Below are 18,085 nucleotides of genomic sequence, written 5' to 3'. Positions count from 1 at the left end.
GGCGCTCATTCCACCCGCGCGCCGGAGCGGCGCACGACCTCGGCCCATTTCGTGATCTCGGCCCTGATGAAGGCGTCGAAGGCCGCGGGGTCGGTGCCGCCATCGGGGCGCAGCGCGGGCGCCATGCCGCCGAGATCGGCGATGCGGCGCTGCATGTCGGGTTCCTGCAGCACCTCGTTCATCGCATCCGAATAGCGCTGAATGGCGGCGCGCGGCATGCGCGCGGGGCCCTGCAGGCCGAACCAGGCCGTGGCCTCCACGCCGGGGAAGCCGGCCTCGGCGGTGGTCGGCACCTCGGGCATGGCGGGGCTGCGGGTGGCCGTGGTGACGGCGAGCGGGCGCAGCCGCCCTTCGCGCAGATGGCCGATCACGCTCGGCAGATTGTCCACGCCTACCTCGACGCGCCCGGCGATGATCTCCTGCATCATCGGCCCGGCGCCGCGGAAGGGCACATGCGTCATGTCGATGCCGGCCTCGAGCTTCAGCAACTCGCCCGTCATGTGCAGCGAGGTGCCCGCGCCGGAGGAGCCGATGTTGAGCACGCCCGGGCGCGCCTTGGCGTAGTCCACCAGCTCGCGCAGCGTGCGCACGGGCAGGTTCGGGTTGACGAAGATCGCGTTGGGCACGCGCAGCATCAGCGCCACCGCCGCCAGGTCCTCGGGCTTCACCGGCATGCGCGCGCCGTAGAGCGAGTAGTTGATCGCACCGCCCGAGATGGTCTGCATCAGCAGCGTATGGCCATCGGGCTCGGCCTTGGCCACCGCGTCATTGCCGAGATTGCCGCCCGCGCCGGGGCGGTTCTCCACGGTGAAGGTCTGGCCGAGCTTGCGCGCGAAGGGTTCGGCCAGCAGGCGGGCGGCGATGTCGGTGGTCCCGGCCGGGGGGAAGCCCACCACGATGCGCACCGGGCGGGTCGGTGCCCAGGGGGAGGCGACGGTGGCCGCGCCCTGGGCGCGCAGGAGGCCAGGGGTGGCAAGCAGGCCGAGCGTGCCAAGGGCGGCGCGGCGGGTGATGGTCATGGCGTTTCCTCCTCTCGCGCCCCCCGGGGCTCGTGCCCGGGCTTCGCGCGTTGGCCCATTGCTGCCGCGCCTCGGGCGCGCTTGCAAGGCGCTTCGCTTTGCCGGAGGGTCGGGCGCGGCCGTGCGGCGGCCGGCCGCGGCGGTGGAAAGGGTCACGATGCATTTCCTGAGGGTCTATGGCCGGGTGCTGCGCCTGCTCGCCCCGGACCGCTTCGTGGCCTATGGCCTGGCCTTCGGCGCGCTGGCCCTGGCGGGGCTGCAATTCCTCGAACCCGTGCTGTTCGGCCGTGTCATCGACCTGCTCGCGCGCTCGGACCGGCTGACCGAGGCGGCGATGTGGGCCGAGGCGGGGGCGCTGCTGCTGCTCTGGGGGGCGGTGGGGCTCTCGGCCATCGGCGCCAATGTCGCGGTGGCGCTGCTGGCGGACCGCATGGCGCACCGCAATCGCCTGGCGATGATGTCGCGCTATTTCGAGCATGTGCTCTCCCTTCCGTTGTCCTTCCATGGCGACACCCAGTCGGGCCGGCTGATGAAGGTGATGCTGGTCGGCACCGACAACCTCTTCGGCCTGTGGCTGAGCTTCTTCCGCGAGCACCTGACCACCTTTATCGCCGCCATCCTGCTGCTGCCGCTGACGCTGATGATGAACTGGCGCCTGGGGCTGCTGCTGATCGTCCTGGTCGTGATCTTCGCGCTGGTCTCGGCCTGGGTGATCCGCAAGACGGAGGCCGCGCAGAGCCAGGTGGAGCACCTGCACAGCCAGCTCGCCGGCAATGCGCAGGACACGCTCTCCAACGTCATGGTCGTGCAGTCCTTCACCCGCCTCAGCTCCGAGGCGCGGCTGTTCGGCAACATCGTGCGCCAGGTGCTGGACCACCAATTCCCGGTGCTGAACTGGTGGGCGCTGGTCGCGGTGCTGACGCGCGCGGCCAGCACCATCACGGTCATCGCCATCTTCATCCTGGGCACGCTGCTGCACATGCGCGGCGAGGCCAGCGTGGGCGACATCGTCTCCTTCATGGGCTTCGCCACGCTGCTGATCGGCCGGCTCGAGGGCGCGGTCGGCTTCGTCTCGCGCCTCGTGTTCCAGATGCCCGCGCTGGAGCAGATGTTCGCCGTGCTCGATGCGCGCTCGAGCGTGCCGGAGAAGCCCGATGCGCGCACCCTGGGGCGCGTGCGCGGCGAGGTGGCGTTCGAGCACGTGGCCTTCGCCTATCCGGGCGGGCCGCGCATCCTGGCCGATGTCTCGCTGAAGGCGGCGCCGGGGCGCACCATTGCGCTGGTCGGCCAGACGGGGGCGGGCAAATCCACCGCCATGGCGCTGCTGCAGCGCCTGTGGGACCCGGTGGAGGGGCGCATCACGCTCGACGGGCACGATCTGCGCGACCTGACCCTGGACAGCCTGCGCCGCAACATCGGCGTGGTGTTCCAGGAAAGCCTGCTGTTCAACCGCTCGATCCGCGACAACCTGCTCACCGGCCGGCCGGACGCGACGCAGGAAGATCTCGAGCGCGCCTGCCGCATGGCCGAGGCGCATGACTTCATCACGCGCAAGCCGCAGGGCTACGACACGATGGTGGGCGAACGCGGCGCCTCGCTCTCCGGTGGCCAGCGCCAGCGCCTGGCCATCGCGCGCGCGCTGCTGAAGGACCCGCCCGTGCTGATCCTGGACGAGGCGACCTCGGCCCTCGATGCGGCGACCGAGGCGCGGGTGCAGAAGGCGCTGCGCGCGCTGATGGCCGGGCGCACCACCTTCGTCATCGCGCATCGCCTCTCCACCGTGCGCGACGCCGATGAGATCCTGGTCTTCGAGGCGGGCGAGGTGGTGGAGCGCGGCAGCTTCGAGGCGCTGGTCGCCCAGGGCGGGCGCTTCGCGGAGCTGGTGCGCACCCAGCTCACGGCCACGGCACTGCCCGACGAGAAGGCTTGAAGTCGCCGGGGCCAAGCTGGCACGCTTCCGCACCGGGGGTCGCTCGCGGCCCCGGCAACGGGAGGAAGCGCCATGATCAGCATTGCTGCCATCCTGCGGGAGAAGGGAACGGCCGTCGTGTCCGTCGGCGCGCTGGATCCGCTGGGCGCCGTGGCGCGCGTGCTCTCCGATAACCGCATCGGCGCCGTGCTGGTGCGCGACGGCGCTGGCGACGTGCTCGGCATCGTCAGCGAGCGCGACATCGTGCGTGCCATGGCGGGGCATGGCGCGGCGGCGGTGGACCTGCCCGCCGCGCAGATCATGACCCGCTCGCTGCACACGGTGACGCCGCGCAGCCAATGCTCAGAGGCGCTGGCGCTGATGACCGATCGCCGCGTGCGCCACCTGCCCGTGCTGGCCGAGGATGGCTCGCTCGCCGGCATGGTCTCGATCGGCGATCTCGTGAAGGCGCGCATCGCCGAGGCCGAGCACGAGGCGGAGGAATTGCGCCATTTCGTGGAAGGCGCTGGCTGAGGCCATCACCCGTCGCGGGCGTTGACCCAGGTCAAGGACGCGGCCGGGCATCAGGCCCGATCCTGTGCTCCTGACCAAGGCAGAGGATTACGCCAGCATGAATCATTCCCATCGCAAGGTGTTGCACGCGCTCTTCGCGCACCCCGTCAGCGCCAATATCGACCCCAAGCATGTGCTGGCGGTGTTCGAGGGGCTGGGCGGCACGGTGCATCACGGTGGCCACGGCCACATCAAGGTCACGCTGAACGGCACCACGCACGGCTTCCACGACACGCATCACAGCCTGTCGAAGCAGGAGGTGGTGGAGATGCGCAAGTTCCTCGAAGCCGCGGGCGTCGATCCCGCGCGCGACTATCCCTTGTAGCCTTCCGGTCCTGGGCCTCAGACCGGGGCGGCCTGCGCGAGGCTGCTTGCGCTGGCCGCGGTGTTGCGGCCCTTGGCTTTCGCGGCATAGAGCGCGGCGTCGGCGGCGGCGAGCAGCGCCAGTGGATCCATGCCGCGCATGGGAACGCAGGCGGCCACGCCCGCACTTGCCGTCACCATGCCCTCGACGCCGTCCTCATGCAGGATCATGCGCGCGCGGATCGCGGCCAGCGCGCGCTCTGCCACCACCATCGCGCCTTCGCTGCCGGTGCGCGGCAGCAGTATCACGAATTCCTCGCCACCCAGGCGCGCGACCATGTCGTGCTCGCGCAGGCGCACACCATCGATCGCTTCCGCCACCTTGCACAGGCACGCGTCGCCGGGCAGGTGGCCGTAGCGGTCGTTGAACTTCTTGAAGTGATCGACATCGAGGATCACCAGCGCGACATGCTCCTGCTCGGCCAGCCCGCGCGTCCAGGCCTCGGCCAGGGCGGCGTTGAAGCTCCGGCGGTTGGCGATGCCGGTCAGCGCATCCCGCTCCGCCAGGCGCTGCAGCTCGAGGTTCGCCGCGTTCAGCCGCTGCTCCCGGGAGGCGACATCCTCGATCATGCTGCTCATGGCGCGGCGCAGCGTGTCGAACTCGCCGGGCAGGGGCTTCGCTTCCGTCGTCTGGCCGCTGCCCGCCCGCGCGGCGAACTCGGTCAGCACCGCGAGCGGGCGCAGGATCCGCACCCGCGCGATCTGGAGCGCCACGGCCAGGCCGAACGCGCCGGCGACAAGGCCCAGCAGCAGCACGCCGCGCACCCGCGCCTGGGCGGGGGCAAGCAGCACGGACGTGACCAGCGTGGCCGTGTAGATGGTGCCCGCTTCCGCCGCATGGGCGTAGCCCACCAGCCGCTCGCGCCCATCGGCGGCGACCATCTCGAAGCTGCCATGGGCGCCCGCGACCAGATCCGCCGGCAGGGGCGGTTCAATCGGCGCGCCGGGCCGGGGCGGGTAGGTGGCGAGCAGCCGGCCCGCGGCATCATGCACCTTCATCCGCCCATCGGCCGCGCGCGCCTCTTCGCTCAGCAGGCGGGTGAAGCTCTGGCCGATCCGCTCCAGGTCGAGCGTCGCGCCCAGCACGGCCGGGGGGTTGTGCCCCGCTGCCGGGCCTGTCGCACGCAGCGCCATCGGCAGCACAACACGACCGGAGGTGCGTGCCTCGAGCGGCGCGCCGAGGCTGAAGCCCCCGCCCTGCAGCACCGATTCCACATAGGGGCGGTCGGCGAGGTTGGTGCCATGGCCGAGTCCATGCGCGGTGCAGATCACCGTGCCGTCCAGGCGGATCACGGCCAGGCTCGACATGAAGGGGCTCTGACGCACCATCTCGCGCGCCTGGGCCTGGCAGCTTGCCTCTTCCTCCGCCCAGCCCAGCGGTTGGCTGCCGAGCAGCGCCAGGGCGTGGCGCACGGTGGCGATGGCGTCACCTTGCAGTCCCGCGGCCATCTGGGCTGCCTGGATCAGTCGGTAGCCTGCCTCGCGCTTGGCGTCCTCCCGTCCGGCCTGGGCCACCATCCACAGCAGCCCCATGGTGGGCAGCATCCCGAGCAGCAGCACGGCCGCCATGACCGCGCTCAACCGGCCAAGAGGCCCCAGGGGTCTGAGGCGGGGCAGGGCGGTTGCAGGCATTCAGGCAGGATCCGATCCAGGGCTAGGCCCCGTCTAGCGGCACAACCTTGCGCCTTTGTTGATGCGCCCGGCGGTGCGCGAACTCTCCTCGGCAAGGCGGGGGTTGCGAGGCGCGGCGCTTGGGGGCGATGCTGCGCCACCGTCCACAGGAAAGAGACCCTCATGCTTCCTCGCCGCACCCTGATCGCCGCTGCTGCCGGCCTGTCTGCCCCCTCCCTCCTCGGCCGCGACGCCGCCGCCCAGGGCGCGCCGGTCCGCTGGCAGATGGCCACCGCCTACCCCGATGGCAATTTCCACACCCGCAACATCCGCACCTTCATCGAGGAGGTGCAGGCCGCCGCCGGCGGGCGTCTGACCGTGCAACTCCATTCCGGTGCCAGCCTGCTGCCGATGCCCCAGATCAAGCGCGGCGCGCAGACCGGCCAGGTCCAGCTGGGCGAGATCCTGCTGGCCGCCTACTCCAACGAGGATGCCTTCTTCGACGCCGACAGCATCCCGCAGCTGGTCAGCAACCTGGCCGAGGCGAAGCGCCTGTCGGACCTGCAGCGCCCCTTCATCGAGCAGCGCCTGGCGCGCCAGGGCCTCTCGCTGCTCTACATGGTGCCCTGGCCGCCCGCGGGTCTCTACGCGCAGCAGCCCGTGACCTCGCTCGAGGGGCTGCGCGGCCTGCGTTTCCGCACCTTCAGCCCGGCGACCAACCGCTTCGCCGCCATCGTCGGCGCGCAGCCCACCCTGGTGCAGGCGGCCGAGCTGGCGCAGGCCTTTGCCACCGGCGTGGTGCAGGCGCAGATCACCTCGGCGCAGACCGGCGTGGACACCTCCGCCTGGGATTACGCGCGCGTCTTCACGCCGCTCGGCTTCACCATGACGAAGAACGCCGTCTTCGTGAATCGCCGCGCGATGGAGGCCCTGCCGGCCGGGCTGCAGCAGGATATCCGCGCCATCGCCGCCCGCGCCGAGGTGCGCGGCTATGAGCTGGCCGGCGAATCGCAGGTGGCGTCGGAGCGCACGCTCGGCCAGCGGGGCATGCAGGTGATCCCGCCGACGGCCGAGTTCATGGCCGGGCTGCGCCGCGTCAGCACCCAGATGACCGAGGAGTGGGTGGCGCGCGCCGGCGATGACGGCAAGCGCCTGATCGAGGCCTATCGGGCCGCCTGAGGCACGGAAGGCGTGACCCCCGCGCCGTGGGGACGGCGCGGGGGGGGGGATCAACGGGGAAACGCAAGACACATGACAATGGATCGACGTAACGCCATGGCCGCGGCGGCGGCCCTGCTTGGCGGCCTGTCGGCCCCGCCGGCCCTGGCGCAGTTCCAGGCGCAGGCGCAGGGCGCGCGCTGGCAGGCGGCCTCGGGATTCGGCGACGGCAATTTCCACACCCGCAACCTGCGGGAGTTCCTGGCCGAAATCGGGACGCTCACGCAGGGTGCCATCCAGGTGAGCCTGCACAGCAATGGCAGCCTGCTCCCGCAGCCGCAGATCAAGCGCGGCGTGCAGACCGGCCAGGTGCAGATCGGCGAGATCCTGCTGACGGCCTATGGCAACGAGGACCCCTTCTTCGATGCCGACGCCGTGCCGGGCCTGGTGCAGAACCTGGACGACGCGAGGCGCCTCGCCACCGTGCAGGCCCCCTTCATCGAGGCGCGGCTGGCCCGGCAGGGGCTGATGCTGCTCTACATGGCGCCCTGGCCGCAGGTGGCGATCACCGCGAACCAGAACCTGACCGGGCCCGAGGCGCTGCGCGGCATCCGCATGCGCAGCTACAGCCCGATCAGCACGCGCCTCGCAACGCTGCTCGGCGCGCAGGGCACGCTGATCGCCGCCCCGGAAGTGCCGCAGGCCTTCGCCGCCGGCATCATCCAGGCGCAACTCACCACCGCCCCCGTCGCCGCGGATACCGCCGTCTGGGACTACAGCCGCTTCTTCATCAAGGCCTCCATCGCCACCAGCAAGAACGCGGTCTTCATGAGCCGCCGCGCCTTCGACGCCCTGCCCGAAACGCAGCGCGGAACGATCCTCGCCGCCGCACGCAATGCCGAGGCGCGCGGCTGGCGCCTCGCCGCCGAAGCCGAGGCGGAGGCGGAGGCGCGCATGGTGGCGCGCGGCGTGCAGGTGGTGCCGGCCTCGCCCGCGCTGCTGGCGGCGATTCGCATCGCCGGGACGACGATGATCGAGGAATGGGCGACCCGCGCGGGCGAGGATGGGCGGCGGATGCTGGAGGCCTATCGCGCGGCAGGGTAGGGGCTGCCTGTCTTGGCCGGGGGTGGCGCGCGTGGCATAGCTCACGCGACCCCATCTCCGGCCCTTGTGCATGCGCATCCTCTACCACATCCCGCTCTCGCCCTTTTCCCGCAAGGTGCGGCTGGCCCTGGCCGAGAAGCGCCTGCCCTTCGACCTGCGCATCGAACGCGTGTGGGAGCGGCGGGAGGAATTCCTGGCGATGAACCCGGCCGCGACCGTGCCGGTGCTGAGCGAGAGCAACGGCCTCGCCATCGCGGAATCCTACGCGATCTGCGAGTACCTGGACGAAGCCTATCCGGACATGCCGCTGATGGGCCGCACCCTCGCCGAACGCGCCGAGGTGCGCCGGCTGGTCGATTGGTTCGACCACAAATTCTACCCCGAGGTCACCCGCAACCTGCTCTACGAGAAGCAGATGAAGCGCCTGCTCGGCCGGGGCAATCCGGATGCCGCGGCGATGCGCGCGGGCTATGCCAATCTCAAGCCGCATCTCGACTATGTCGGCTGGCTGGCGGAGACACGCGGCTGGCTGGCGGGGCCGAACCTCTCGCTGGCGGATCTGGCGGCGGCGGGGCAGATCTCTGCGCTCGACTACATCGGCGACATCGACTGGAAGTCGCATGACGCCGCCAAGGGCTGGTATGCCCGCATCAAGTCGCGCCCCTGCTTCCGCCCGCTGCTGGCCGACCGGGTGAGCGGGCTGGAGCCGCCCGCGCACTACAGCGACCTGGATTTCTGAACGCCACTCTGATCTGATCCTTCACCGTAATGGCTGCCCGCATGGTCGCCGGGGAGGGGTGAGGATCGATGCGAAGCGTCCTGCTCGGGCTGTTGATCCTGACGCTTGGCGTCGCGCCCGCGGCGGCACAGCCGGGAAGCCTGGTCGAAGGCGTGTTGCAGGTCGGCCCCAAGCGTGTGCCCCTGCCGCCCGGCCCGTGGCGCGTACTCTACCAGGCAACGGAACCGGGCCGGACGGCAGAGGGCAACATGGGCACGCGCACGCATCGCGCGGTGCTGGTGCAGGAGCGCGCGAACCAGGCCGCCGCCCTCGTGATCGCCCATGCGGCGCAGGAGGTGGGTGCGGCCTGGAACCCCTTCGGCATCTGCGTGAACGCGAACGCGCTTGCCCGCACCGTGACAAGCGCCGTGCGCGCCGCCCTGGATTGCCGCGGCCTGGTGATGATCGGCAGCGGCCGCGGCGCCAACACGCCCGCCTACCTCAACGCCCTTTATGACGAGGGCGAACGCCGGCCCGGCTGGATTCCGCCACGCTGGGTCAGCGCGCAATTCGTGGTCAGCGAGCAGATGCACATGCTCAGCGTGGAGTATCGCTTCGCCCCGAACGTCTTCTCCCCGGCGGCAGCGGCCGGCAGCAACTGGCATGAAGGGGCACGCAACGCGGCGCAGACCGTCTTCGTCGAGCGCCTGAACGCCTGGGGTGTCGCCGTGCAGGCGGGGTTGAAGCGGGGCCTCTACGGCCGCGAGCCGGAGCCGATCCCCGCCGCCTTCTGAGCGTTCAGCGGCGTTGCGGCCCGGCCTCGTTCAGGGCGAGGTTCTGCGCCGCGAGATCCGCCGCCGCGCTGTGGGGGGCGACCTCGATCGCGCGCTCCCAATCCGCCCGCGCCCCCGCCGGGTCGCCGCGCAGCTGGCGCAGGATGCCGCGTTCCAGCAGCGCCTCGGCATTGTCGGGCTCGAGCACCAGGGCGCGCGTGACGTCGCGCATCGCCTCCTCCGCCCGGTCGGATTGGCGATAGGCGGCAGCACGGAAGACCAGCGCTTCGGCCCGGTCCGGCGCCAGGGCCAGGGCGCGGTCGAGATCCTCGATCGCCTCGCGGAACCGGCCCGTGATGCCCAGCGCCAAAGCGCGGTCGGTCAGGGCGTCGGCGTCATCGGGCATCAGTGTCAGCGCCAGCGTGGCCGCACCCACGGCCCGATTCGCATCGCCCGCCATCAGCCAGGCCTGCGTCGCCTGGGCATAGACCGCGGCGCGCGCGGCATTGCCGGCGCGCGAACGGCCTGCCAGCGATTCCAGCCGCTGCGCGGCCAGGGCAGGCTCGCCCAGCGCGATCAGCGCCAGCGCCTGGCATTGGCGCGCGCCATCGCCCCCGCCGGCCTGGTCCCAGGTCTCGGCGAAGCGCCGCGCCTCCTCCGGCTCCTCGCGCAGCAAGGCGAGGCATCGGTCGAATTCGGGGCTGTCCGCCAGCCGCGGCGGCTCCGGCGGGGTGGGCAGGGCCTCTTCCTCGGCGGCTATGCTGGCGGGCGCGGGGTCGGCACCCAGCCAGATGCCCGCCGACAGGGCCGAAAGCGCTGCGGCGGCGAAGACGCCGAGAAGCACGGTGCGGGTCTGGCGGCGCATGGCCTCTCTTCTACCCAGCCGCGCGCCTGCGCGCCAGTTCCGCAGCCCCCCTTTCGCGCCGCGCCATGACGGCGCAGATGGGGTGGATGGAACGCATGCAGATGGTGGTGGCCGGGCTCGGCTACAGTGGCGGGGCAATCGCGCGGGAGGCCCTGGCCGCGGGATTCGCGGTGACCGGCACGGCGCGCGACCCCGCACGGGCGCAGCCGCCGCCCGGCGTCACGGTGGTGGCCTTCGACCAGGCCGGGCCGGCGATCCGTGCGGCAACCCATCTCATCGTCACCGCCGCGCCGGAGGCCGAGGGCGACCCGGTGCTGGCCGCCCATGCCGAGGCCATCGCCGCCGCCCCGGCGCTGCGCTGGGTCGGCTACATCTCCACCACCGGCGTCTATGGCGACCGCGGCGGCGCCTGGGTGGATGAGGCGACGCCGCCCGCGCCCGGCCAGCCGCGCTCGGTACGCCGGCTGATGGCGGAGGACCAGTGGCGCGCGCTCGCCGCGGCGCGTGGCCTCGCGCTCGACATCGCACGGGCGGGGGGCATCTACGGCCCCGGCCGCAGCGTGCTCGATGAACTGCGCGCGGGCGTGGCGAAGCGCGTGGTCAAGCCGGGCCATTCCTTCAGCCGCATCCACCGCGACGACATCGCGCTGGCCATGGTGGCCGCCGCGCGCCGCCCGGATGGCCAGCGCGTGCTGCATCTGGTGGATGACGAGCCGGCGAGCTCGGCCGATGTCACGGCGGAAGGCGCGCGGCTGCTCGGCATCGCGCCGCCGCCGCTGATCGATTTCGCCGAGGCGGCGGCGCGCATGTCGCCGATGGGGCTGTCCTTCTGGGCGGAGAACCGGCGCGTCTCCTCGGCCGGCACGCGCGCCGCACTCGGCATCGCCTGGCGCTATCCGAGCTACCGGGAGGGGCTGGCCGCGATCCTCTCCGGCGAGAGCTGATCCAGGGTTTCGCACAAAAGGCGCAGATCCTCGGGCCGCGAGAGGCGGTGGTCGCCATCCTTCACCAGGATGAGGCGCGCATCGCCGCCCGTGAGGCGCTCCATCAGCCGCAGCGCGTGGCGCCAGGGCACGTCGGGGTCGGCCATGCCCTGCAGGATGCGCACCGGGCCCTCGATGGTGATGGGCGCGTCGAGCACATTGTGGCTTCGGCCATCCTCGATCAGCGCGCGGGTGATGGGCGTGGGTTCGCCATACTGGCTGGGCAGGTGCAGCACGCCCTGTTCCAGGATGGTGGCGCGCTGGGATTCACTGAAGGTCGGCCACATCAGCGTCTCGGTGAAATCGGGCGCGGGGGCGATGCCGATGAAGCCCGCCACGCGGCCGGGCCGGGCACGCGCCAGCAGCAACGCGATCCAGCCACCCATGGAGGAGCCCACCAGGATCTGCGGCCCCTCGGTCAGCGCGTCGAAGACCGCCAGCGCATCGCCCGCCCATTGGCCGATCGTGCCGTCCTCGAAACGCCCTGCGCTGGTGCCGTGGCCGGAATAGTCGAAGCGCAGGAAGGCCCGGCCTTGTGCCGCGCAATGGTCGCGCAGCGCGAGCGCCTTCGAACCCTCCATGTCCGAGCGGAAGCCGCCCAGGAAGACCACGCCGGGCCCCGCACCGGGCAGGCGCGCATAGGCGAGGCGGCCCTCGAGCCGGCCCCTATCTTCGCGCGGCGTCTCCTCCGTCATCGCGGATAGCCGCGCCGCGCCAGGCTCGCCATCAGCGCGCTGATGCCGAAGCTCCAGGGCGGGCATTCATCGGTGCGGTCCACCTCATTCTCCAGCGCGCCCAGGCGCGGGCTCGCGATGCGCACCACATCGCCTGCATGATGCGTGAAGCCCATGCCCGGCGCGCCGCGATCCTTGCTGGGGGAGAAGGGCGTGCCGAGGAAGAGCACCGCGCCATCCGGATATTGGTGATGCGCGCCGATCATCTGGCCGACGATAGCGGTCGGGTCGCGGCTGATCGCGCCGATCCGCCCGCTCTCGGCCAGGGCGAAGCCGTCGCGCCCGGTGATGGTCAGCTCGATCTCCGCCTGGCGCACATCTTCGAGCGTGAAGCCCTCATCGAAGAGGCGGATCAGCGGGCCGAGCGCGCAGCTGGCGTTGTTGTCCTTCGCCCGGCCGAGCAGCAGCGCGGAGCGCCCTTCCACGTCGCGCAGGTTCACGTCATTGCCGAGCGTGGCGCCGACAATGCGCCCGCGCCCGTTCACCACCATCACCGCCTCGGGCTCGGGGTTGCTCCATTGACTGACGGGATGCACGCCGATCTTCGCCCCGGGGCCGACGGCGGAAAGCACGGGCGCCTTGGTGAAGATCTCCGCATCCGGGCCGATGCCGACCTCGAGGTATTGGCTCCACCAGCCCTTGGCGACGAGCGCGGCCTTCACCGCCATCGCCTCGGCGCTGCCTGGGACGAGGTTCTGCAGGTCGTCGCCGATGATGGCGCGCACCTCGCCCCGCACGGCCGCGGCCTGGGAGGCATCGCCGCGGCAGCGTTCCTCGATCACGCGCTCGAGCATGGAGCGCACATAGGTGACACCGGCTGCCTTGATCACCTGCAGGTCGATGGGGGCAAGCACGCGATGCGCGGCCAGCGCGCCGGGCAGGTCGAGCACCATGGGCACGCCGCGCGCGCGGATCGCGCCCAGCGGGTCCTCGCTGTTCAGCCAGGCGCTGACGGTGCCGAAGGCCGGCGTCATGTCGAAGGCGGCGCCGCCCACGAGGCCCACCGCCACCGGCCCCTCGGGCGTGGCGAGGCGCAGCGCGAAATGGCCCTGGGCGAGATCGGCGGGAAGGGAAGCGGCCATGTCACACCACCGCCGTCATGCCGCCATCCACATAGAGCAGATGGCCGTTGACGAAATCCGAGGCGCGGGAGGAGAGGAACACGGCCGCGCCGACCAGTTCCTCCACCTTGCCCCAGCGCCCGGCGGGGACGCGCTTGCACAGCCAGTCGGTGAAGGCCGGGTCCTTGACCAGCGCGTCGGTCAGTTCGGTGGCGTAGTAGCCCGGCGCGATGGCGTTCACCTGGATGCCGTGCTTCGCCCATTCGGCGCAGAGCGAGCGCGTCATCATCCGCACCGCGCCCTTGGAGGTCGCATAGGGCGTGATGGTGGCGCGGCCCAGCTCGCTCTGCACGCTGGCGATGTTGACGATCTTGCCGCCGCCGCGCGCGATCATGCGGCGCGCGCAGGCCTGGGCCACGAAGAACACGGCCTCGACATTGGTGGACATCACCTCGCGGAAGGTCTCGGGTGTCACGTCGGTGGCCGGGAAGCGGCGGTTGATGCCGGCATTGTTCACCAGGATGTCGATGGCGCCGAGGCGGGTCTCGATCTCGCCGATCGCGGCATCGACGCGCGCGACATCGGTGACGTCGAAGCCCGCTTCCGTCACGTCATGGCCCTCGGCGCGCAGCGTGGCGGCGGCGGCCATCAGCGCCTTGGGATCGCGCCCGTTCAGCACCACGCTCGCCCCGGCCTCGGCCAGGCCGCGCGCGAGGGCGAAGCCGATTCCCTTGCTCGATCCGGTGATCAGCGCGCGCCGACCCTTGAGGTCGAACAGCCCTTGCGCCATGGCGCCCTCCTGCGGTTTGTTGGGCAGACGTTGGGGGGAAATGCGATGGCGGACAAGCCGGGGCTGCTGGTGGTGGGTGAGCTGCCCGATTGGGATCTGCGCGCGCTGGAGGCGCGCTTCACGCTGCACCTCTACTACGCCGCCGCCGACAAGGCCGCGCTGTTGAAGCAGCATGCGAAGACCATCCGCGCCATCTGCACCAAGGGCGAGATCGGCGCCGACGCCGCGCTGATGGATGCGCTGCCGGCCTGCGAGATCATCGCCTGCTACGGCGTCGGCGTGGACGCCATCGACCTCGCGGCGGCGAAGGCGCGCGGCATTCCCGTGACCAACACGCCCGACGTGCTGACCGAGGAAGTGGCCGACATGGCGATCGGCCTGATGCTCGCCGCCGCGCGCCGCATCCCGCAGGGCGATGCCTGGGTGCGCACCGGCGCCTGGGCGCATCGCGGCAGCTTTCCGTTGACCACGCGTGTCTTCGGCAAGCGGCTGGGCATCGTCGGGCTGGGGCGCATAGGCAGCGCGATTGCGCGGCGTGCCGAGGCCTTCGGCATGGCGATCAGCTATTCGGGCCGCACGCCCAAGGCCGGCGTGGCCTACACGCATTACCCCACACCGGCCGCGCTCGCGCCGCATGTCGATGTGCTGGTGGTCTCGGCCATGGGCGGGCCGACGACGAAGGGGCTGGTGGATGCGAAGGCCATCGCCGCGCTCCGCAAGGGGGCGATCTTCGTCAATGTCTCGCGCGGGTCGGTGGTGGATGAGGCCGCGCTGCTGGCGGCGCTGCGCGATGGGCATATCGGCGCGGCGGGGCTCGACGTGTTTCTCAACGAGCCGCGCATCGATGAGGAATTCCTCTCCTTCCCCAACGTGGTCCTGCAGCCGCACGCGGCCTCCGGCACGGTCGAGACGCGGCAGGATATGGGGCGGCTGATGCGCGAGAATCTGGAGGCGAGGATGGATGGCAAGCCGCTGCTGACGGAGGTGCTGTCGTGATGCGCCGCGATGGTCGGAGGGCCGGATGGCCCGGAGAGCTGAATCGCCGCGCGCTGCCGACGCAGGAGGCTGCACGATGAGCCTTTCCGTTGTCATCCACGCCGCGCATGACCTTCGCGTGGAAGAGGTCGCCGCCCCCGATCCCGCGCCTGGCGAGGTGCGCATCCGCATCGGTCGCGGTGGCATCTGCGGTTCCGACCTGCACTATTTCCATGCCGGCGGCTTCGGCGCGGTGCGGCTGCGCGAGCCCATGGTGCTCGGCCATGAGGCCGCGGGCGTGGTCGAGGCGGTGGGGCCGGGCGTCAGCCATGTCGCCCCCGGCGATGCGGTGGCGGTGAATCCCTCGCTGCCCTGCGGGGCCTGCGCGCAATGCCTGGCGGGGCGGCCCAACCATTGCCTCGAGATGCGCTTCCTCGGCAGCGCGATGCGGACCCCGCATGTCGGCGGCGCCTTCCGCGCGCATTTCACCACCGAGGCCGCCCGCGCCGTGAAGCTGCCCGCGGGGCTCAGCGTGGAGCGCGCGGCCTTCGCCGAACCGCTTTCCGTCGTGCTGCACGCCGCGGCGCAGGCCGGGCCGCTGCTGGGTGCGCGCGTCTTGGTCACGGGCTCGGGCCCGATCGGCGTGCTCTGCGCCGCCGTGGCGCGGCTGGGCGGCGCGCGGCAGGTGGTGGTGACGGACCTCATGCCCGAACCGCTGGCCATCGCTCGTGCCATGGGCGCGGATGCCACCCATGCGGTGGCGGAGAACCCCGATGCGCTGGCGCCCTACGCCGCCGGCAAGGGGCATTTCGACGTGGTGTTCGAGGCCTCGGGCAGCGCGCCCGCGCTCGCCGCCGGCCTGGCCGCGACGCGCCCGGGCGGGACCATGGTGCAGCTTGGCCTGGGCGGGGACATCGCCCTGCCGCTCGGCGCGCTGGTCTCGCGCGAGGTGCGGCTCACCGGCTCGTTCCGATTTCACCATGAATTCGGCCATGCGCTGGAAGTGCTCGCCGCCGGGCGGATCGACCCGACGCCGATGCTGACCGAGGTCGTGCCCCTGGCCGAGGCGGGGCGCGCCTTCGCCCTGGCCTCGGACCGCCGGCGCGCGATGAAGGTGCAGATCGCCTTTTGAAATCTTTTTTGTGCCCTCAAGCGGCGGGCGCGTCCTCCGGACGCTTGCCTCGCGCCACTGGGCGCGGCGGCCATTCGGCCGCTCGGCCGGCCTTGCCGGCCGCCTCGGCATCGCACCGGGCGCGGCCTAAAACCGAAACGCGATGCTCACCGAGCCGAATTGCGAGGCCTCGCGCTGGGTCGTGAATTCCTTGGTGCGGTGGGTGTAGGTGGCGGTCAGCCGCGCCACCGGCATGATCAGCGTGAAGCCGAGGCTGGCATCGCCCACCAGCGTCTCGCGGTCCACGCTGCGGCTCTCGCGCCAGGTATTGCCATCCAGCGTGATGTCGCGCCCCACGGCGCGGCCTTCCAGCGCGCCGAAGACATACCAGCCCCACTGCCCATCCGGCTGGAAGAACACCGAACCCGCCGAGGCCGGGCGCACGCGCGGCGGGCCGAAATCGGCCTCGAGCTGGTTGCCGATGCGCAGCATCCCGCCCAGCGCCGCATAGGTCTGCACATTGCCCAGGCTCACCGCGGCGCTCGGCACGATGCCCCAGGAGAGCCCGCCCTGGCCGAGCGGGCGATTGATGCGCCATTGCCGCCCGGCGATCAGGTTCACGCCCAGTTCGTCCTTGATCTGGTAGTTCCAGCCCAGGGCGCGGTCGATGTTCATCAGGTCATGCGTGTTGTTCTGCACCTGCTCACCCAGGGCGGCGGGGCCGACCACACCGACCTGCAATTCCAGGCTGCCAAGCTGCGTCGGCGTGTAGGAGAGCAGCGTCGCCGCGCCGTAGAGCCAGCCGGCATAGGGCCGGTCCGTCGGGTCCGGGTTGCGCGCCTCGGTATCCTCGGGCGTGAACATCTTCTGCCCGAAGGCGAGGCCCCAGCGCACCGTGCCGCCATCGGGGAAGACGATGCCGGGCCGTTCCGTCACGTCGCGCAGCCATTGCGGCGGGTTGTAGGAGGGCGAGCGCCAGGCGAAGAGAAAGCCGTTGGTGTAGAAGCGATCCCGCCCGGAGAAGGTGTCGTTCTCCAGGATGAAGGCGTAGCTGCCGGCCGGGTCGGTCGCGGGTTGCTGGGCAGCGAGCGGCGTGGCGCCGAGCAGCGCGGCGAAGAGGGTGACGCCGCAGCGCTTCGCCTGGGACATGGATCGGGATGCCTTCATGGGTCGGGGCTGGATAGCAGGGGCGTGGGCAGCGCCGCCAGCACCGCCGCCGCCGCCGCCGCGCTCGGCAGGCCCTCGGGCGGGCGCAGCTTCGCGAGCACCTCCTCGAAGCCCGTGCGCTGGGCGGCGGCCACGGCCGGGTCGGTCAGCAGGGCGTGCAGCCCCTCGGCCAGGGCCGCGGGGGTCGCGGCCTGCTGCAGGTATTCCGGCACCACGGCGCGCTCGGCGAGCAGGTTCACGAGGCTCGCGAAGGGCACGCGCACCAGGCGGCGCAGGATGGCGGCGGTGATCGGGTTCACCTTGTAGGCGATCAGATGCGGCACGCCCGCCACCGCCATCTCGACGCTGGAGGTGCCGGATTTGATCAGCCCGGCCGCGGCGGCGGCGAAGGCATCGTGTTTCTCGGCGAGGTCGGTGACCAGGATCGGCCGCACCGGCCAATCCGCGCTGCCCGCGCGCACGGCCTCGGCCACCACCTCGCTCACCGGCAGGACCGGGCGCAGGCCCGGCAGGCGCGCGGCGAGCAGGCGCAGCGCCTCGCCGAACACCGGCAGCAGGCGCTTCACCTCGATGCGCCGGGAGCCGGGCATGACGATCAGCACGCGCTCGCCTTCCGTCAGGCCATGCCGGGCGCGGAAGCGCGCCGCATCGCCGGCATCGACGCCCGATTCCAGCACCGGGTGGCCGACGAAGCGGGCCGGGATGCCGGCATGTTCGAAGATCACCGGCTCGAAGGGCAGCAGGCAGAGGATCTGGTCCACCCGCGCCTTGATCTTGGCGACGCGCCCCGGCCGCCAGGCCCAGATCTGCGGCGCGACGTAATGCACGAGGGGAATGCCCAGCGGCCGCACGCGCTCAGCGAGGCGCAGCGTGAAGCCGGGGCTGTCGATGGTGACGATCACCGCCGGGCGACGCGCGGCGATGTCGGCGGTGGTCTCCGTCAGCCGCCGGGCGAGGCGGCGGATGTTCGGCAGCACCTCGATCAGCCCCATCAGCGCGAGTTCGCGCATGGGGAAGAGCGAGACCATGCCCTGCTCGGCCAGGCGTTCGCCGCCGATGCCCGCGAAGCGCAGCGACGGGTCGCGCGCGCGGAGCGCGGCCACCAGCCGGGCGCCGAGCACGTCGCCCGAGGCTTCGCCGGCCACGATGTAGATCAGGGTCACGACTTCTG

General features: G+C 71.7%; 18 protein-coding genes. 10 read left to right on the top strand and 8 right to left on the bottom strand.

Annotation, left to right across the window (positions count from 1 at the left end; all coding sequences use genetic code 11):
* Window positions 1-5: 5 nt before the first annotated feature.
* Window positions 6-1,019: a Bug family tripartite tricarboxylate transporter substrate binding protein gene (locus tag AC2D9U_RS01685; RefSeq protein ID WP_484745784.1), complete on the bottom strand. Its 1,014-nt coding sequence runs from the start codon at window positions 1,017-1,019 to the stop codon at window positions 6-8.
* A 157-nt stretch (window positions 1,020-1,176) separates the two neighbouring features.
* On the opposite strand from AC2D9U_RS01685, the gene AC2D9U_RS01680 reads away from it, so the two are divergent.
* The 3 genes from AC2D9U_RS01680 (at window position 1,177) to AC2D9U_RS01670 (ending at window position 3,826) form a co-directional block, all read left to right on the top strand.
* Window positions 1,177-2,949, top strand: coding sequence for a glucan ABC transporter ATP-binding protein/ permease (locus AC2D9U_RS01680; protein WP_484745782.1), 1,773 nt, complete (start codon window positions 1,177-1,179; stop codon window positions 2,947-2,949).
* 72 nt (window positions 2,950-3,021) lie between these two features.
* The gene (locus AC2D9U_RS01675; RefSeq protein ID WP_484745780.1) at window positions 3,022-3,462 is read left to right on the top strand and encodes a CBS domain-containing protein; all 441 of its coding nucleotides are present in this window, start codon (window positions 3,022-3,024) and stop codon (window positions 3,460-3,462) included.
* Window positions 3,463-3,559: 97 nt separating this feature from the next.
* A complete protein-coding gene (locus tag AC2D9U_RS01670) occupies window positions 3,560-3,826 on the top strand; it encodes a hypothetical protein (protein WP_484745779.1) in 267 nt (88 codons plus the stop codon).
* Between the two features lie 17 nt (window positions 3,827-3,843).
* Here AC2D9U_RS01670 and AC2D9U_RS01665 read toward each other — a convergent pair whose 3' ends face one another.
* Entirely contained in the window at window positions 3,844-5,433 is a 1,590-nt protein-coding gene (locus AC2D9U_RS01665) for a sensor domain-containing diguanylate cyclase (protein ID WP_484745778.1), read from the bottom strand.
* Window positions 5,434-5,658: 225 nt separating this feature from the next.
* On the opposite strand from AC2D9U_RS01665, the gene AC2D9U_RS01660 reads away from it, so the two are divergent.
* From AC2D9U_RS01660 to AC2D9U_RS01645, 4 genes are all read left to right on the top strand, one after another.
* On the top strand, window positions 5,659-6,654 hold the full coding sequence (locus AC2D9U_RS01660) for a TRAP transporter substrate-binding protein (protein ID WP_484745776.1): 996 nt from the start codon (window positions 5,659-5,661) through the stop codon (window positions 6,652-6,654).
* 78 nt (window positions 6,655-6,732) lie between these two features.
* On the top strand, window positions 6,733-7,737 hold the full coding sequence (locus AC2D9U_RS01655; RefSeq protein WP_484745775.1) for a TRAP transporter substrate-binding protein: 1,005 nt from the start codon (window positions 6,733-6,735) through the stop codon (window positions 7,735-7,737).
* Between the two features lie 70 nt (window positions 7,738-7,807).
* Window positions 7,808-8,476: an FtsZ-binding protein FzlA gene (gene fzlA / locus AC2D9U_RS01650; RefSeq protein ID WP_484745773.1), complete on the top strand. Its 669-nt coding sequence runs from the start codon at window positions 7,808-7,810 to the stop codon at window positions 8,474-8,476.
* Window positions 8,477-8,544: 68 nt separating this feature from the next.
* Window positions 8,545-9,249 (top strand): hypothetical protein, encoded by a 705-nt coding sequence (locus AC2D9U_RS01645; RefSeq protein ID WP_484745771.1) that lies wholly within the window; start codon window positions 8,545-8,547, stop codon window positions 9,247-9,249.
* Window positions 9,250-9,253: 4 nt separating this feature from the next.
* Here AC2D9U_RS01645 and AC2D9U_RS01640 read toward each other — a convergent pair whose 3' ends face one another.
* Window positions 9,254-10,093 carry a tetratricopeptide repeat protein gene (locus AC2D9U_RS01640; RefSeq protein WP_484745770.1) on the bottom strand — a complete coding sequence of 280 codons (840 nt, stop codon included), beginning with the start codon at window positions 10,091-10,093 and terminating at the stop codon, window positions 9,254-9,256.
* Between the two features lie 86 nt (window positions 10,094-10,179).
* On the opposite strand from AC2D9U_RS01640, the gene AC2D9U_RS01635 reads away from it, so the two are divergent.
* A complete protein-coding gene (locus AC2D9U_RS01635) occupies window positions 10,180-11,037 on the top strand; it encodes an SDR family oxidoreductase (protein ID WP_484745768.1) in 858 nt (285 codons plus the stop codon).
* Here AC2D9U_RS01635 and AC2D9U_RS01630 read toward each other — a convergent pair.
* From AC2D9U_RS01630 to AC2D9U_RS01620, 3 genes are read right to left on the bottom strand one after another with little or no spacing between them, the layout of a single operon-like run.
* Window positions 10,995-11,771: an alpha/beta hydrolase gene (locus AC2D9U_RS01630; RefSeq protein WP_484745766.1), complete on the bottom strand. Its 777-nt coding sequence runs from the start codon at window positions 11,769-11,771 to the stop codon at window positions 10,995-10,997. The genes AC2D9U_RS01635 and AC2D9U_RS01630 overlap by 43 nt on opposite strands.
* Complete coding sequence (locus AC2D9U_RS01625) at window positions 11,768-12,892, bottom strand: fumarylacetoacetate hydrolase family protein (RefSeq protein WP_484745765.1); 1,125 nt, start codon at window positions 12,890-12,892, stop codon at window positions 11,768-11,770. Before AC2D9U_RS01625 ends, AC2D9U_RS01630 begins: the two co-directional genes overlap by 4 nt.
* Window position 12,893: 1 nt before the next feature.
* A complete protein-coding gene (locus tag AC2D9U_RS01620) occupies window positions 12,894-13,661 on the bottom strand; it encodes a glucose 1-dehydrogenase (RefSeq protein WP_484745763.1) in 768 nt (255 codons plus the stop codon).
* A 45-nt stretch (window positions 13,662-13,706) separates the two neighbouring features.
* Between AC2D9U_RS01620 and AC2D9U_RS01615 the strand changes: the two genes are divergently transcribed.
* The gene (locus AC2D9U_RS01615) at window positions 13,707-14,657 is read left to right on the top strand and encodes a 2-hydroxyacid dehydrogenase (RefSeq protein WP_484745761.1); all 951 of its coding nucleotides are present in this window, start codon (window positions 13,707-13,709) and stop codon (window positions 14,655-14,657) included.
* 76 nt (window positions 14,658-14,733) lie between these two features.
* On the top strand, window positions 14,734-15,768 hold the full coding sequence (locus AC2D9U_RS01610) for an L-idonate 5-dehydrogenase (RefSeq protein WP_484745759.1): 1,035 nt from the start codon (window positions 14,734-14,736) through the stop codon (window positions 15,766-15,768).
* Window positions 15,769-15,894: 126 nt separating this feature from the next.
* Here the strand turns inward: AC2D9U_RS01610 and AC2D9U_RS01605 are convergent, their stop codons facing one another.
* A complete protein-coding gene (locus tag AC2D9U_RS01605) occupies window positions 15,895-16,896 on the bottom strand; it encodes a lipid A deacylase LpxR family protein (protein ID WP_484745758.1) in 1,002 nt (333 codons plus the stop codon).
* A 14-nt stretch (window positions 16,897-16,910) separates the two neighbouring features.
* A complete protein-coding gene (lpxB, locus tag AC2D9U_RS01600) occupies window positions 16,911-18,077 on the bottom strand; it encodes a lipid-A-disaccharide synthase (protein ID WP_484745756.1) in 1,167 nt (388 codons plus the stop codon).
* Between the last annotated feature and the right edge of the window lie 8 nt (window positions 18,078-18,085).

It is taken from the genome of Roseomonas sp. TF40, assembly GCF_057219975.1.
The sequence above is the reverse complement of the archived record's forward strand: the minus strand, read 5'-3'. Positions and strand labels throughout refer to the sequence as shown.

Excerpts from the sequence above, each read along its gene's own strand:
- AC2D9U_RS01685 (WP_484745784.1), bottom strand. The coding sequence starts at position 1,019 with ATGACCATCACCCGCCGCGCCGCCCTTGGCACGCTCGGCCTGCTTGCC.
- AC2D9U_RS01680 (WP_484745782.1), top strand. The coding sequence starts at position 1,177 with ATGCATTTCCTGAGGGTCTATGGCCGGGTGCTGCGCCTGCTCGCCCCG.
- AC2D9U_RS01675 (WP_484745780.1), top strand. The coding sequence starts at position 3,022 with ATGATCAGCATTGCTGCCATCCTGCGGGAGAAGGGAACGGCCGTCGTG.
- AC2D9U_RS01670 (WP_484745779.1), top strand. The coding sequence starts at position 3,560 with ATGAATCATTCCCATCGCAAGGTGTTGCACGCGCTCTTCGCGCACCCC.
- AC2D9U_RS01665 (WP_484745778.1), bottom strand. The coding sequence starts at position 5,433 with ATGGCGGCCGTGCTGCTGCTCGGGATGCTGCCCACCATGGGGCTGCTG.
- AC2D9U_RS01660 (WP_484745776.1), top strand. The coding sequence starts at position 5,659 with ATGCTTCCTCGCCGCACCCTGATCGCCGCTGCTGCCGGCCTGTCTGCC.
- AC2D9U_RS01655 (WP_484745775.1), top strand. The coding sequence starts at position 6,733 with ATGGATCGACGTAACGCCATGGCCGCGGCGGCGGCCCTGCTTGGCGGC.
- fzlA (WP_484745773.1), top strand. The coding sequence starts at position 7,808 with ATGCGCATCCTCTACCACATCCCGCTCTCGCCCTTTTCCCGCAAGGTG.
- AC2D9U_RS01645 (WP_484745771.1), top strand. The coding sequence starts at position 8,545 with ATGCGAAGCGTCCTGCTCGGGCTGTTGATCCTGACGCTTGGCGTCGCG.
- AC2D9U_RS01640 (WP_484745770.1), bottom strand. The coding sequence starts at position 10,093 with ATGCGCCGCCAGACCCGCACCGTGCTTCTCGGCGTCTTCGCCGCCGCA.
- AC2D9U_RS01635 (WP_484745768.1), top strand. The coding sequence starts at position 10,180 with ATGGAACGCATGCAGATGGTGGTGGCCGGGCTCGGCTACAGTGGCGGG.
- AC2D9U_RS01630 (WP_484745766.1), bottom strand. The coding sequence starts at position 11,771 with ATGACGGAGGAGACGCCGCGCGAAGATAGGGGCCGGCTCGAGGGCCGC.
- AC2D9U_RS01625 (WP_484745765.1), bottom strand. The coding sequence starts at position 12,892 with ATGGCCGCTTCCCTTCCCGCCGATCTCGCCCAGGGCCATTTCGCGCTG.
- AC2D9U_RS01620 (WP_484745763.1), bottom strand. The coding sequence starts at position 13,661 with ATGGCGCAAGGGCTGTTCGACCTCAAGGGTCGGCGCGCGCTGATCACC.
- AC2D9U_RS01615 (WP_484745761.1), top strand. The coding sequence starts at position 13,707 with ATGGCGGACAAGCCGGGGCTGCTGGTGGTGGGTGAGCTGCCCGATTGG.
- AC2D9U_RS01610 (WP_484745759.1), top strand. The coding sequence starts at position 14,734 with ATGAGCCTTTCCGTTGTCATCCACGCCGCGCATGACCTTCGCGTGGAA.
- AC2D9U_RS01605 (WP_484745758.1), bottom strand. The coding sequence starts at position 16,896 with ATGTCCCAGGCGAAGCGCTGCGGCGTCACCCTCTTCGCCGCGCTGCTC.